The 12,853-nt window shown below is 58.9% G+C and carries 15 protein-coding genes; 14 read left to right on the forward strand and 1 reads right to left on the reverse strand.

Annotated features, from left to right (window positions below; all coding sequences use genetic code 11):
* The first annotated feature begins 58 nt into the window (after positions 1–58).
* The 3 genes from I2H31_RS23875 (at position 59) to pruA (ending at position 3,087) form a co-directional block, all read left to right on the forward strand.
* A complete protein-coding gene (locus tag I2H31_RS23875; protein ID WP_196295582.1) occupies positions 59–751 on the forward strand; it encodes a YjjG family noncanonical pyrimidine nucleotidase in 693 nt (230 codons plus the stop codon).
* Positions 752–812: 61 nt separating this feature from the next.
* Positions 813–1,361: a hypothetical protein gene (locus I2H31_RS23880; protein ID WP_196295583.1), complete on the forward strand. Its 549-nt coding sequence runs from the start codon at positions 813–815 to the stop codon at positions 1,359–1,361.
* A 61-nt stretch (positions 1,362–1,422) separates the two neighbouring features.
* A complete protein-coding gene (pruA, locus tag I2H31_RS23885; protein WP_196295584.1) occupies positions 1,423–3,087 on the forward strand; it encodes an L-glutamate gamma-semialdehyde dehydrogenase in 1,665 nt (554 codons plus the stop codon).
* Positions 3,088–3,124: 37 nt separating this feature from the next.
* Here the strand turns inward: pruA and I2H31_RS23890 are convergent, their stop codons facing one another.
* Complete coding sequence (locus I2H31_RS23890; protein ID WP_196295585.1) at positions 3,125–3,754, reverse strand: Uma2 family endonuclease; 630 nt, start codon at positions 3,752–3,754, stop codon at positions 3,125–3,127.
* Positions 3,755–3,884: 130 nt separating this feature from the next.
* Here I2H31_RS23890 and I2H31_RS23895 point away from each other — a divergent pair, with 130 nt between their 5' ends.
* The 11 genes from I2H31_RS23895 (at position 3,885) to I2H31_RS23945 (ending at position 12,790) form a co-directional block, all read left to right on the forward strand.
* Positions 3,885–4,277 (forward strand): NADH-quinone oxidoreductase subunit A, encoded by a 393-nt coding sequence (locus I2H31_RS23895; protein WP_196295586.1) that lies wholly within the window; start codon positions 3,885–3,887, stop codon positions 4,275–4,277.
* A 75-nt stretch (positions 4,278–4,352) separates the two neighbouring features.
* The gene (locus I2H31_RS23900) at positions 4,353–4,907 is read left to right on the forward strand and encodes an NADH-quinone oxidoreductase subunit B (RefSeq protein ID WP_046244221.1); all 555 of its coding nucleotides are present in this window, start codon (positions 4,353–4,355) and stop codon (positions 4,905–4,907) included.
* Positions 4,908–4,996: 89 nt separating this feature from the next.
* Positions 4,997–5,557, forward strand: coding sequence for an NADH-quinone oxidoreductase subunit C (locus I2H31_RS23905; RefSeq protein ID WP_196295587.1), 561 nt, complete (start codon positions 4,997–4,999; stop codon positions 5,555–5,557).
* 197 nt (positions 5,558–5,754) lie between these two features.
* Entirely contained in the window at positions 5,755–6,942 is a 1,188-nt protein-coding gene (locus tag I2H31_RS23910) for an NADH dehydrogenase (quinone) subunit D (RefSeq protein WP_046244293.1), read from the forward strand.
* Positions 6,943–6,963: 21 nt separating this feature from the next.
* Positions 6,964–7,536 (forward strand): NADH-quinone oxidoreductase subunit NuoE family protein, encoded by a 573-nt coding sequence (locus I2H31_RS23915; RefSeq protein WP_196295588.1) that lies wholly within the window; start codon positions 6,964–6,966, stop codon positions 7,534–7,536.
* 4 nt (positions 7,537–7,540) lie between these two features.
* Entirely contained in the window at positions 7,541–7,801 is a 261-nt protein-coding gene (locus I2H31_RS23920) for a hypothetical protein (RefSeq protein ID WP_196295589.1), read from the forward strand.
* Positions 7,802–9,142 carry an NADH-quinone oxidoreductase subunit NuoF gene (nuoF, locus tag I2H31_RS23925; RefSeq protein ID WP_196295590.1) on the forward strand — a complete coding sequence of 447 codons (1,341 nt, stop codon included), beginning with the start codon at positions 7,802–7,804 and terminating at the stop codon, positions 9,140–9,142. It begins immediately after the preceding gene.
* A gap of 155 nt (positions 9,143–9,297) precedes the next feature.
* Entirely contained in the window at positions 9,298–10,314 is a 1,017-nt protein-coding gene (locus tag I2H31_RS23930) for a 2Fe-2S iron-sulfur cluster-binding protein (protein WP_046244225.1), read from the forward strand.
* A 104-nt stretch (positions 10,315–10,418) separates the two neighbouring features.
* Positions 10,419–11,498, forward strand: a complete 1,080-nt coding sequence (gene nuoH, locus I2H31_RS23935) for an NADH-quinone oxidoreductase subunit NuoH (RefSeq protein ID WP_196295591.1) — start codon at positions 10,419–10,421, stop codon at positions 11,496–11,498.
* A 120-nt stretch (positions 11,499–11,618) separates the two neighbouring features.
* Positions 11,619–12,197: a NuoI/complex I 23 kDa subunit family protein gene (locus I2H31_RS23940; RefSeq protein ID WP_196295592.1), complete on the forward strand. Its 579-nt coding sequence runs from the start codon at positions 11,619–11,621 to the stop codon at positions 12,195–12,197.
* 83 nt (positions 12,198–12,280) lie between these two features.
* Positions 12,281–12,790, forward strand: coding sequence for an NADH-quinone oxidoreductase subunit J family protein (locus I2H31_RS23945; RefSeq protein WP_196295593.1), 510 nt, complete (start codon positions 12,281–12,283; stop codon positions 12,788–12,790).
* Positions 12,791–12,853 lie beyond the last annotated feature (63 nt).

Below are 12,853 nucleotides of genomic sequence, written 5' to 3' on the forward strand. Positions count from 1 at the left end.
AGTAAAGATGCTACGCTCGGCGTGACGAGCTATATAACAGTTAACTGAGACCTGCTACATGAAATACCGTCACCTCTTCTTCGACCTCGACCACACGCTGTGGGACTTCGAGAAAAACGCCAACGAGACGCTGCACACCCTCTACGAGCGGCACGATTTCGCGCGGTTCGGCACCTTCACGGTAGACGAGTTTATCCGGGTGTACAGCGACATCAACCACGCGCTCTGGCGCATGTACCAGAACGGCAAAATCTCGCAAGCCCAACTGCGGGACGTGCGCTTTGTGCGCACGCTGACCAAGCTGGGCGTGCCAGAGGCAGACATTCCGGCCAACATTTCGGCGGAGTTTACCCACATTCTGCCGCAGAAGTCGGCCGTGTTTCCGTTCACCCATGAGGTATTGGACTACCTCAAGCCCCGGTACCGGATGCACCTCATCACGAATGGCTTCAACGATGTTCAAGCTATTAAGCTGGCTTCCTCGAATCTCGCGCATTACTTCGAGTCCGTGATTACCTCTGAGCACAGCGGCCACCTCAAGCCCGACCCGCGCATGTTCGCGCACGCCCTGCAGCACACCGGTGCCACCGCCGCCGAAAGCCTGATGATAGGCGACAACCTGGAATGCGACGTGCTGGGCGCCTGCAACGCCGGCATCGACCAAGTGTATTTCAACCCCGACAAGCGCCGGCACTTCGCCCAAACCACGCACGAAATCAGCTGCCTGAGCGAATTGAAAGCGTTTTTGTAAGAATCCTAAATAAAAAACGTCTTGCTTCGACTGCGCTCAGCATGACTTTTTTTACTTCCTCATGGTACACCTCATTGGTCTCTCCGGCCGCCGGGGCAGCGGCAAAGACACCGTGGCCCGGCTGATTCAGCAGCTCCAGCCCGAGCGCAGCTGGCAGGTTCGCTCCTTCGGCGACTCTATTAAATCGGTCTGCGCCGCCCTCACCGGCGAAAACGTAGCGCCTTATTATACCCAAAAAGGCAAGGCCGAGCTGGTGCCCACCTTCCGGCGCACCCGGGGCGAAATGCTGCAGCAAGTGGGCGAAGCCTTGCGCCAGTGGGAGCCGCTGGTGTGGGTCGATGCCTTCTTCGCCGCGCTGCCCGCCGACGCCGGCGTGCTGGTGCCCGACGTGCGCTATGCCAACGAAGCCGACCCCATCCGGGCCCGCGGCGGCCTCATGCTGCGCGTGGAAGGCGACCCCTTGCAGCAGCGCGGCGACGGCACCCGCGACGACAACCACCCCAGCGAAACGGCCATGGATGCTTATCCCAATTTTGATTTCGTGCTACACAACACCGGTTCGTACCAGGACCTGGAACGGCAGGTACGGGAGTTGCTGAAGCGGCTTTGAGATTCCCTTTACCTTTGCCTCGTCCTACCCAAACTCCCACAACCACCTAACCCGAACCCTTATGGCCAACGCCTTTTTCAACGTCCCCATCCCGATTAACGAACCCGTGAAGGGCTATGCGCCCGGCTCGAAAGAGCGGCTGGAGCTGCAGCAGCAGCTCAAGAGCCTGCGCGGGCTGGAACTGGACATTCCGATGTACATCGGCGGCAAGCAGGTGCGCACCGGCAAGCTGGAGCGCATTGCGCCGCCCCACGACCACCAGCGCACCATTGCCCATTTCCACATGGGCGACGCCAGCCACGTGCAGTTGGCCATTGAGGCGGCCCTGGCCGCCCGCACCGCCTGGGCCGAGCTGCCCTGGGAGCACCGCGCTGCCGTGTTTCTGAAAGCCGCCGACCTGCTGGCCGGCCCCTACCGCGCCCGCATCAACGCGGCCACCATGCTGGGCCAGAGCAAGAATGCGTTCCAGGCCGAAATTGACGCCGCCTGCGAGTTGATTGACTTCTTCCGGTTCAACGTGTACTACATGCAGGAAATCTACAAGCAGCAGCCCGAGAGCCTGCCCGGCATGTGGAACCGCGTGGAGCACCGCGCCCTCGAAGGCTTTGTGTTCGCCCTCACGCCTTTCAACTTCACGTCCATCGCCGGCAACCTGCCTTCCTCGGCCGCCATGATGGGCAACGTCATCGTCTGGAAGCCCGCTAACACCCAGATTTACTCGGCCCAGGTGCTAATGGAGCTGTTCAAGGAAGCCGGTGTGCCCGATGGCGTCATCAACCTTGTGTATGTAGACGGCCCCACGGCCGGCGACGTCATTTTTTCGCACCGCGACTTTGCCGGCATCCACTTCACCGGCTCCACCGGCGTGTTCCAGAACATCTGGAAGACCATCGGCCAAAATATCCACCTCTACAAGTCGTACCCGCGCATCGTGGGCGAAACCGGCGGCAAGGACTTCATCCTCGCCCACCATTCGGCCCACCCCAAAGCCGTGGCCGTGGCCATGAGCCGGGGCGCTTTCGAGTATCAGGGCCAGAAGTGCTCGGCCGCCTCGCGCGTTTACCTGCCCTCCAACACCGCCGATGAAATCCTCGGCTACGTGAAGGAAGACCTCGCCTCCTTCAAAATGGGCGACGTGGAAGACTTCGGCAATTTTATCAACGCCGTCATCAGCGAAGTGTCGTTTGATAAGCTGGCCAAGTACCTCGACGCCGCCAAAGCCGACCCGGAGGTGGAAATCATTGCCGGCGGCAATTACGACAAGTCGAAAGGCTACTTCATCGAGCCCACCGTCATCCTGGCCAAAGACCCCAAGTACGTGACCATGTGCGAGGAACTGTTCGGCCCCGTGCTCACGGTGCACATCTACGATGAAAATAAGTTCGAAGAGACGCTGGTGCTGGTGGACACCACTTCGCCCTACGCCCTCACCGGCGCCGTCTTCGCCCAGGACCGCTACGCCATCGACCTGGCCAGCAAGCGCTTGCTGAACGCAGCTGGCAACTTCTACATCAACGACAAGCCCACCGGCGCCGTGGTGGGCCAGCAGCCCTTCGGCGGCGCCCGCGCCTCCGGCACCAACGACAAAGCCGGCTCGCAGCTCAACCTCATCCGGTGGGTATCGCCCCGCGCCATCAAAGAAACCTTCGTGCCCGTCACGGACTACCGCTACCCCTTCCTGGGCTCAGAGCCCGCGGAGGACTTGAACCGCGACAAAGGCTTGTAATAAGCAAAAAGGGCCGCATCAGTCGATGCGGCCCTTTTTATTGAGCTTTCCGCTTTTCATAATCGGGGTCCTCCGAGTCGAACCAAATGTTCATTTGAGTGATTCCCGTATCCTCATAAATGTCGTGCAAACGCATTGTCAGGTCCAATTCAGGAATGAAAAGCTCATCGGTAAACAATGCCAGCGGCGTGAACGACCACACGCCGCTTTCCTCCCGCCGATACCATTCTACCAGGCAAGTGATTTGCGAAACCAACAAGTAATGCTGCAACGAAGGCAGGTGCTTGTATTGGTTAAATTTCCAGCTCCGGTCGCGGGTTTCGGTTGATTTCGACAGCACCTCAATCAACAGCACGGGCGACGTCACGGTGCGCTCCGCCAGTAGGTCACTCGGAGCACAAGTGACCATCAGGTCCGGGTAGTTGTAGTACCGCCCCTGCTCCACCGCCAACTGCACGTTTTCGAAAAAAGCCCGGCAGTCTCGCTCCCGCAGCCCCGCTCGCAATGCTGCGTAGCAATTGCCGACGAGCAAATTGTGCTTCAAGGTTCCGCCCGACATGGCAAATACCTCTCCTTCAAAGAACTCATGACGCACGTCACTCCGCTCCTCAAGGGCCATATATTCTGCCACGGTATAGCGTTTTTCGGGAAGCTTTTCCTGTTCCATCTGGCGTTGCCTTAGCCTCAAAGATACCCCGCAAACCCGCAAGCCAGCCATAAAATTGCACCCCTAATCCGTAGGCGCTACCTTTGCCCTTCAGCGCCCACGGGTGCTGCCACCCTCTAAATCCACAGCTATGTTGTTAATCCTGCCGACTACCAATTATCAGCCTTCCGATTACCTGCCCATCCTCATCCAATTCGGTCTGGCGCTGGCCTTTGTAGCCTTCGCCATGATTGTTTCGCACCTAGTGGGCCCCAAGCGCAGCAGCAAGGTGAAGAACGAAGCCTTCGAGTGCGGCATCGAGTCGGTGGGCAACGCCCGCACCCCGATTTCGGTGAAATACTTCCTCACGGCCATTGTGTTCGTGCTGTTCGACGTTGAAGTAATCTTCATGTATCCGTGGGCCGTGAACTTCCGCGCCTTGGGCAACGACGGTTTCATTGCCATGGTGCTGTTCATGTTCTTCCTGCTCGCGGGCTTCCTCTACATCATCAAAAAGGGCATCCTGCGCTGGAACGAAGCCTAATCTGGCCAAACTTTTGCCGCGTCGCTGGTGTTGGCAACTAGGCCATTAGGCCGTCCAATCTGACCCATCTCAACTATGGATACCCGAGTTCCGGAAATCAAAACTGTCGAGGCCCCCGAGGGCATTGAAGGCGCTGGCTTCTTCGCCACTTCGCTGGAGAAAGTGGTGGGCATTGCCCGCGCCAACTCGCTCTGGCCCTTGCCTTTCGCTACCTCCTGCTGCGGCATCGAGTTCATGGCCACCATGGGCTCGCACTACGACATCTCGCGCTTCGGTTCCGAGCGGCCCAGCTTCTCGCCCCGCCAGGCCGACCTGCTCATGGTAATGGGCACCATCGCCAAGAAAATGGCCCCCATTGTGAAGCAAGTGTACGAGCAAATGGCTGAACCCCGCTGGGTGCTGGCCATGGGCGCCTGCGCCTGCTCAGGCGGCATCTTCGACTCGTACTCGGTGCTGCAAGGCATCGACCGCATCATTCCGGTCGACGTGTACGTGCCCGGCTGCCCGCCCCGCCCCGAGCAAGTGCTCGACGGCCTGATGCGCGTGCAGGACCTAGCCAAGAACGAATCTTTCCGCCGCCGCAACGCACCTGAGTATCAGGCCCTGCTGGCGTCGTACAACATCAAGTAATTGACTGGTTTACGGTTAACTGTTTCTGGTTTTTAGACGCTTGCGTGACCAGCCAAAAACAATCAACCAAAAACCAAAAACCAGAATACATGTCCCCTCAGGAATCTGCCGCCGCTCCCGAAGCTCCAGTTGCCGAAGACCCGATTAAGGTCCAGAATGCGCGGGTGTTGGCCTTGCTGCACAAGTTGTTTGGTGAGGCCACTTTCACCGATGTGGAGGGGCCCTACGGCCTGCTGACGGTGACTACCACACGGGAACGCATCCACGACATTATCGCTGGCTTGCAGCAGGACCAGGAAATCAAGTTTCATTTCCTGACCACCATGTGCGGCATCAACTACCCCGAGAACGAGGGCCAAGAGCTGGGCATGATTTACCACCTGCACAGCCTGACGCAGAACATCCGCCTGCGGATTAAAATCTTCTTCCCCATCACCGACCCGGTGGTGCCGACTCTGACCGACCTCTACGCCACCGCCAACTGGATGGAGCGCGAGGCCTACGATTTCTTCGGCGTCATCTTCACCGGCCACCCCAATCTCATTCGCATCCTCAACGTGGAGGACATGGACTACCACCCCATGCGGCGGGAATACCCGCTCGAGGACGGTACCCGTGAAGACAAAACCGACCTGTTTTTCGGCCGCTAGGCCTTTTGTCATGCTGACGAAGGAAGCATCTTATCACCGCTGCTTTCGCCAGATTTTATAGCAACAACCTGCGGCGCGGACGTGATAAGGTCCTTCGCTGCGCTCAGGATGACAATAGTAAAATGGCAGTAAACGACACGCTGGAAGGCACCCATAAAATACACGAGGAGGCCGCTGCGCAGCGCCACGGCCAGCTCATGCCCCTGCTCAACGACTTCAGCCAGGAGCTGACGACGCTGAACCTGGGTCCCACGCACCCGGCCACGCACGGCATTTTCCAGAACATCCTGCAAATGGATGGCGAGCGGATTGTGTCGGGCGTGCCCACCATCGGCTACATCCACCGCGCCTTTGAAAAAATCGCGGAGCGCCGGCCGTTCTACCAAATCACGCCGCTCACCGACCGGATGAACTACTGTTCGTCGCCCATCAACAACATGGGCTGGCACATGACCGTGGAAAAGCTGCTCGGCGTGACCGTGCCCAAGCGGGCGCAGTACATGCGCGTGATTATGATGGAGTTGGCCCGCATTGCCGACCACCTGATTTGCAACTCGATTCTGGGTGTGGACACGGGCGCCTTCACGGGCTTCCTGTACGTGTTCCAGGAGCGCGAGAAGATTTACGAAATCTACGAGGAGGTGTGTGGCTCGCGCCTGACCACCAACATGGGCCGCGTGGGCGGCATGGAGCGGGATTTCTCGCCGGTAGCCCTGCAGAAGCTGCGCGACTGGCTCAAAACCTTCCCGGCCGTGATGAAGGAGTTCGAGTCGATGTTCAACCGCAACCGCATTTTCATGGACCGCGTGGTGAACGTGGGCCCGATTTCGGCGGAGAAAGCGTTGAACTACGGCTTCACCGGCCCCAACCTGCGGGCCGCCGGCGTCGACTACGACGTGCGCGCCATGAATCCTTACTCTTCCTACGAAGACTTCGAGTTCGACATTCCGGTGGGCACCAACGGTGATACCTACGACCGTTTCATCGTGCGCAACGAGGAGATTTGGCAAAGCCTGCGCATCATCAAGCAAGCGCTTGAGAACCTGCCCGAAGGCCCCTACCACGCCGATGCGCCGCACTACTACCTGCCTGCCAAGCAGGAGGTGTACAAGAACATGGAGGCCCTGATTTACCACTTCAAAATCATCATGGGCGAGATTGATGCGCCTGTCGGTGAGGTATATCACTCCGTGGAAGGCGGCAACGGCGAGTTGGGTTTCTACCTGATTTCGGACGGCGGCCGCACGCCTTACCGCCTGCACTTCCGCCGGCCCTGCTTCATCTACTACCAAGCTTATCCCGAAATGGCCGTGGGCACGACGCTGTCGGACGCCATTGTCATTCTCTCGTCCATGAACGTCATCGCCGGCGAGCTGGACGCCTAGTTTTTGCTGAAATCACCCGTTATGGAGCCGACTACCGCGCCCACCAAACCGCAATTCTCTCCCGCCGCTCAGGCGGAAATCAAACGCCTGCTCACGCATTATCCGGAAGACCGGAGCAAGTCGGCCCTGCTGCCGATTCTGCACATTGCGCAAGCCGAGTTTGGCGGTTGGGTAAGCCCCGAAGTACAGGACTTGGTAGCCGAAACGCTAAAAATCAAACCGATTGAGGTGTACGAGGTGGCCACGTTCTATACCCAATACAACCTGAAGCCGGTGGGCAAGCACGTGCTTGAAATTTGCCGCACGGGCCCCTGCATGCTGCGCGGTTCAGATGAATTGACGGAGCACTTGGAGCGCATTACCGGCGCCAAAGTGGGTGGCACCTCGCCCGACGGTACCTTCACCCTGAAAGAAGTAGAGTGCCTGGCCGCCTGCGGCTTCGCCCCCATCGTGCAAGTGCGCGAGAAATACTACGAGCAGCTCGACACGCCGGAAGCGGTGGACGCCATGCTGAACGAACTGAAGAGCCTGGTGCATCGGCCCATCCTGCCGTGGGAAGAAACGGGTTTGCCCAACTCGCTCAAAAACTACTAAGCTCATGGCCGAACAGAATCAGGATTTGCCGCTCGTCGTGTCGGAGATTTTAATCGAGATGCACGATATGAAGGCTTCCATTAACCGGATGGCCGAAATCATGCTGAGCCAGCAGAAAGAAACCAATAAGCGTTTCGAGCTGCTGATGGAAGCTGACCGCGCCAATACCACCATGATTATTGATGCCTTCCGCGAGGAAGCGGGCGCGACTCGGCAGCGCTTGGATGGCATCGAAAATCGGCTCGCACGTTTAGAAAACAAGTAGATGGGACGCAAGCTATTAACTGAACATATCAACGTCGAAGGCATCGAAACCTTCGACGTTTACCGCAAGCACGGCGGCTACCGCTCCGTGGAGAAGGCGCTCAAAACCATGACGCCCGACGAAGTGGTGGAAGAGGTGAAGAAGTCGGGCCTGCGCGGCCGCGGCGGCGCAGGCTTCCCCACGGGCATGAAATGGAGCTTTCTGGCCAAGCCCGAGGGCGTGCCGCGCTACCTCGTCTGCAACGCCGACGAATCGGAACCCGGCACCTTCAAGGACCGTCAGCTGATGTCGAAACTGCCCCACTTGCTCATCGAGGGCATGATTACGGGCAGCTATGCCCTGGGCGCGCGCACTAGCTACATCTACATCCGCGGCGAGTTGTTGTACGTGCTGCGCATCTTGGAAAAGGCCATTGCCGAAGCCTACGCAGCTGGTTTCCTGGGCGAGAACATCCTCGGCTCGGGCTACTCGCTCGATTTGCACGTGCACCCCGGTGCTGGCGCCTACATCTGCGGTGAGGAAACTGCCTTGCTAGAGTCACTGGAAGGCAAGCGTGGCAACCCGCGCAACAAGCCGCCGTTCCCCGCTGTGCAGGGCCTCTATGCCCGCCCCACGGTGGTGAACAACGTGGAAACCATTGCCGCTGTCGTTCCCATTGTGAACGAAGGCGGCGACGAATACGCCAAGCTGGGCGTGGGCAAAAGCACCGGTACCAAGCTGATTTCGGCTTGTGGCCACCTGAACAAGCCGGGCATCTATGAAATTGAGTTGGGCGTGCCAGTGGAGGAATTCATCTACTCCGATGAGTACTGCGGCGGCATCTGGAAAGGTCGCGACCTGAAGGCCGTAGTAGCTGGTGGTTCGTCTGTGCCAATTCTGCCCAAGGAGCTTATTCTGAAAACCGCCGCCGGCGAAAACCGCCTGATGACCTACGAGTCGCTCAGCGACGGCGGCTTCATCACGGGCACCATGCTGGGCTCCGGCGGCTTCATTGCCATGGACGAAACCACGTGTATCGTGAAGAACACCTGGAACTTCAGCCGCTTCTACCATCACGAGTCGTGCGGGCAGTGCTCACCCTGCCGTGAGGGCACCGGCTGGCTCGAAAAAGTACTGCACCGCCTCGAACACGGCCACGGCTCAATGCACGACATCGACCTGATTGTGAGCGTGGCCAAGCAGATTGAAGGCAACACCATCTGCCCGCTTGGCGAAGCTGCGGCGTGGCCGGTGGCTGCGGCCGTGCGTCACTTTCGCCACGAGTTTGAGTGGCACGTGACCAATCCCAAAGAGGCTACTGCTCCCGGCGCGGCGTACCGCGGCGCCCCAGTACTGGCCTAAACCAGACCAATAAAAAAGAACGTCATGCTGAGCGAAGCGCAGCGGAGTCGAAGCATCTCTACCGCTTCGTTGAGCCGATTAGAGTAGTACTGAGGTAGAGATGCTTCGACTCCGCTGCGCTTCGCTCAGCATGACGACCTAAATCCGAATAAACAATGGCTAAAATAACCTTCGACGGCATTGAGGTAGAGGTTCCGGACGGAACCACTATCCTGAACGCGGCCCGCCAGATTGGCGGGGGCGTGGTGCCGCCCGCCATGTGCTACTACACCCCGCTGAAGGGCACCGGCGGCAAATGCCGCGCCTGCCTGGTGCGCGTGGCGGCCGGCTCGGCCAAAGACCCGCGCCCCATGCCCAAGCTGGTGGCCTCGTGCATCACGACGGTGCAGGACGGCATGGTGGTCGAAAACACGACCTCGCAGCAGGTGATGGACGTGCGCAAGGGCATCGTGGAAATGCTGCTCATCAACCACCCACTCGACTGCCCGGTGTGTGACCAGGCCGGCGAGTGCGACCTGCAGGACTTCGCCTTCGAGCACGGCGTGAGCACCACCCGCTACGAGGAAGAGCGCCGCACCTTCGAGAAAATCGACATCGGCCCGCTCATCCAGCTGCACATGACGCGCTGCATCCTGTGCTACCGCTGCGTGTACACCGCCGACCAGCTCACCCCCGAGCGCGTGCACGGCGTGCTGGGCCGCGGCGATGCGTCGGAAATAGGCACCTACATCGAAAACATCATCGACAACGAGTTCAGCGGCAACGTCATCGACGTGTGCCCGGTGGGCGCGCTGACCGACAAAACCTTCCGCTTCAAGCAGCGGGTGTGGTTCACGAAGCCCGTGAATGCTCACCGCGACTGCGAAAACGAGAAGTGCTGCGGCAAAGTAACCCTCTGGTACAAAGGCAAGGACGTGCTCCGCGTCACGGCTCGCAAGGACCAGTACGGCGAAGTGAAAGAGTGGATTTGCAACACCTGCCGCTTCGACAAAAAGGAAACTTCGGATTGGGTGCTCGAAGGCCCGGCGCACATCAACCGCGCCTCGGTTATCTCGGCCAACCACTACGAGCTGCCGGTCATCAACCCCCAAGTGCTGGCCGACTTGCCGGAGAGCACCACCCGCGAACTGGAACGCAACCCGCCCCTCCGCTTGGGCGGCATTAATGGCTAATTGATTGATGTGCTGATTGAATAATTTGCTGATGTGCTGGTCACATCACAAAGCGTAAGCGAAAAACAGCACATTAGCACATCAAAAAATCAACACATCAACACATGACTCTTCCCGCTCTGGGCTGGCAAGGCCTCGTCGTTCTGGTAGTTTTCGGCGTTTCGCTGCTGATTGCCACGTATTCTACTTATGCCGAGCGCGTGATTGCCGCGTTTCTGCAGGACCGGGTGGGCCCGGACCGCGCCGGCCCCTTCGGCCTGCTGCAGCCCCTGGCCGATGCCGTGAAGCTCTTCACCAAAGAGGAGTTCTTCCCGGCCGGCGCCAACCGTGCGCTGTTTGTATTCGGTCCCTGCCTGGCCATGGTCACGGCCCTAATGTCGTCGGCGGTTATTCCGTTCGGCAATTTCCTGCAGTTTGGCGATACCATTATTCACCTGCAGGGCATTGAAATCAATGTCGGGATGCTCTACGTGTTCGGCATGGTGTCGCTTGGCGTGTACGGCATCATGATTGGCGGCTGGGCCTCGAACAACAAGTTCTCGCTTCTCGGCGCCATCCGCGCCGCCTCGCAAAACATCAGCTACGAAATCGCCATGGGCCTCGCCCTGATTGCCGTGCTGATGATGTCGGGCACGCTGTCGCTGCGCGAAATCACGCTTCAGCAATCGGTGGCCGGCGAGTGGCACTTCTGGAACATCGCCAAGCAGCCGCTGGGCTTTATCATCTTCATCGTGTGCGCTTTCGCTGAAACCAACCGGACTCCCTTCGACTTGCCGGAGTGCGAAACCGAGCTGATTGGCGGCTACCACACCGAGTACAGCTCCATGAAAATGGGCCTGTACCTGTTCGCGGAGTACATCAACGTGTTCGTGGCTTCGGCTGTGATGAGCGTGCTGTACTTCGGCGGCTTCAACTTCCCCTTCCAATACGAACTGCGCGATTGGTTGGTATCGAGCCGTGGCCTGGAGCTGGTGACGGCCCAAAACATCATCACCATCCTCGGATTGGTGGGCTTGTTCGCCAAAATCTTCGGCTTCATTTTCTTCTTCATGTGGGTGCGCTGGACCCTGCCGCGCTTCCGCTACGACCAACTGATGCGCCTGGGCTGGACCATCCTCATCCCGCTGGCCATCTTCAACATCATGCTGACGGGCGGCCTGATTACGTTCGGCGTGATTAAATAACTTTGTTTGTCATGCTGACGAAGGAAGCATCTTATCACCGCTGCTTTCGTCAGATTTAGTTACCTCAGCGGCTTGCGGACGTGATAAGATGCTTCGCAAGCTCAGCATGACAGAATTTCTATGGAATCCCTTAGCAAACGCGCCAAAGTTCTCGAAAAGAAGCCCATGACCTTTGCCGAGCGGGCTTACCTGCCGGCTATTTTCCAGGGCCTGACCATTACGATGCGGCACTTTTTCCGTGCCGCCACCAAGAAGCAAGTCACCGTCCGCTACCCCGACGAGACCCGTCCCTTCTCCCCCGTTTTCCGCGGCCTGCACGTGCTCAAGCGCGACGAAGCCGGCCGGGAGCGCTGCACCGCTTGCGGCCTCTGCGCTGTGGCCTGCCCCGCCGAAGCCATTACCATGGTGGCCGGCGAGCGCAAGAAGGGCGAGGAAAACCTCTACCGCGAAGAGAAGTACGCCGTGAGCTACGAAATCAATATGCTGCGCTGCATCTTCTGCGGCCTGTGCGAAGAAGCCTGCCCCAAAGCCGCCGTGTACCTGCAAGCCGACAAAATGGCTCCGCCGCGTTTCGAGCGCGACGAGTTCATCTACGGCAAGGACCGGCTGGTGGAGCCCGTGACGCCCGACAACCGCTCGAAGCGCGGCATCCAGCTTACGCCCGAGCAGGCCGACAAGCTGCGGGCTCAACTGGCGTAACGTAGCGCGGACTTTGTAGTCCGCGTCTGGCTAGAATTTATACTTCACCGTCCCACTCGCGGACTACAAAGTCCGCGCTACTTATGTCCCCTCTCTTTCTCTTTCTCTCGTTCGTGGCCCTGCTGAGTGCATTGGGCGTGGTGCTGGCCAAAAACCCGGTGCACAGCGTCCTGTTTCTCATCCTCACGTTCTTCACGCTCTCCGGCCACTACCTGCTGCTGAACGCGCAGTTCCTGGCCGCCGTGAACATCATCGTGTACGCCGGCGCCATCATGGTGTTGTTCCTGTTCGTGATTATGTTCCTGAATCTGAACGAAGAGACGGAGCCGCACAAGCCTGCCCTGGCCAAAATTGCGGCTGCCATTGCCGGTGGCTCGCTGCTGCTGATTCTGGTAGCCGCCCTGCGCAACGTGAACCCCGCCGGCTATGACCCAGCCACCTTCAAATCCCAAATCGGCATGGTAGACCAATTGGGGCTGGTGCTGTTTCAGCAGTATGCGTTGCCGTTCGAGTTGGCTTCCATCCTGCTGCTGGCCGCTATGGTGGGCTCCGTGATGCTGGGCAAGCGCGAGACGGGCGAGCGGAATTTCTAAGCTTAACAACTCACTAAATAGGAGGCGGCAACTGAGGTTTCAGTTGCCGCTTTTTTTATCAGC

Origin of the sequence: Hymenobacter ruricola (genome assembly GCF_015694525.1) — a bacterium.
Classification (GTDB): Bacteria; Bacteroidota; Bacteroidia; order Cytophagales; family Hymenobacteraceae; genus Hymenobacter; species Hymenobacter ruricola.

Bases quoted from the DNA above. Each gene is read 5' to 3' on its own strand.
- I2H31_RS23875 (WP_196295582.1), top strand. From the start codon at position 59: ATGAAATACCGTCACCTCTTCTTCGACCTCGACCACACGCTGTGGGAC.
- I2H31_RS23880 (WP_196295583.1), top strand. From the start codon at position 813: ATGGTACACCTCATTGGTCTCTCCGGCCGCCGGGGCAGCGGCAAAGAC.
- pruA (WP_196295584.1), top strand. From the start codon at position 1,423: ATGGCCAACGCCTTTTTCAACGTCCCCATCCCGATTAACGAACCCGTG.
- I2H31_RS23890 (WP_196295585.1), bottom strand. From the start codon at position 3,754: ATGGAACAGGAAAAGCTTCCCGAAAAACGCTATACCGTGGCAGAATAT.
- I2H31_RS23895 (WP_196295586.1), top strand. From the start codon at position 3,885: ATGTTGTTAATCCTGCCGACTACCAATTATCAGCCTTCCGATTACCTG.
- I2H31_RS23900 (WP_046244221.1), top strand. From the start codon at position 4,353: ATGGATACCCGAGTTCCGGAAATCAAAACTGTCGAGGCCCCCGAGGGC.
- I2H31_RS23905 (WP_196295587.1), top strand. From the start codon at position 4,997: ATGTCCCCTCAGGAATCTGCCGCCGCTCCCGAAGCTCCAGTTGCCGAA.
- I2H31_RS23910 (WP_046244293.1), top strand. From the start codon at position 5,755: ATGCCCCTGCTCAACGACTTCAGCCAGGAGCTGACGACGCTGAACCTG.
- I2H31_RS23915 (WP_196295588.1), top strand. From the start codon at position 6,964: ATGGAGCCGACTACCGCGCCCACCAAACCGCAATTCTCTCCCGCCGCT.
- I2H31_RS23920 (WP_196295589.1), top strand. From the start codon at position 7,541: ATGGCCGAACAGAATCAGGATTTGCCGCTCGTCGTGTCGGAGATTTTA.
- nuoF (WP_196295590.1), top strand. From the start codon at position 7,802: ATGGGACGCAAGCTATTAACTGAACATATCAACGTCGAAGGCATCGAA.
- I2H31_RS23930 (WP_046244225.1), top strand. From the start codon at position 9,298: ATGGCTAAAATAACCTTCGACGGCATTGAGGTAGAGGTTCCGGACGGA.
- nuoH (WP_196295591.1), top strand. From the start codon at position 10,419: ATGACTCTTCCCGCTCTGGGCTGGCAAGGCCTCGTCGTTCTGGTAGTT.
- I2H31_RS23940 (WP_196295592.1), top strand. From the start codon at position 11,619: ATGGAATCCCTTAGCAAACGCGCCAAAGTTCTCGAAAAGAAGCCCATG.
- I2H31_RS23945 (WP_196295593.1), top strand. From the start codon at position 12,281: ATGTCCCCTCTCTTTCTCTTTCTCTCGTTCGTGGCCCTGCTGAGTGCA.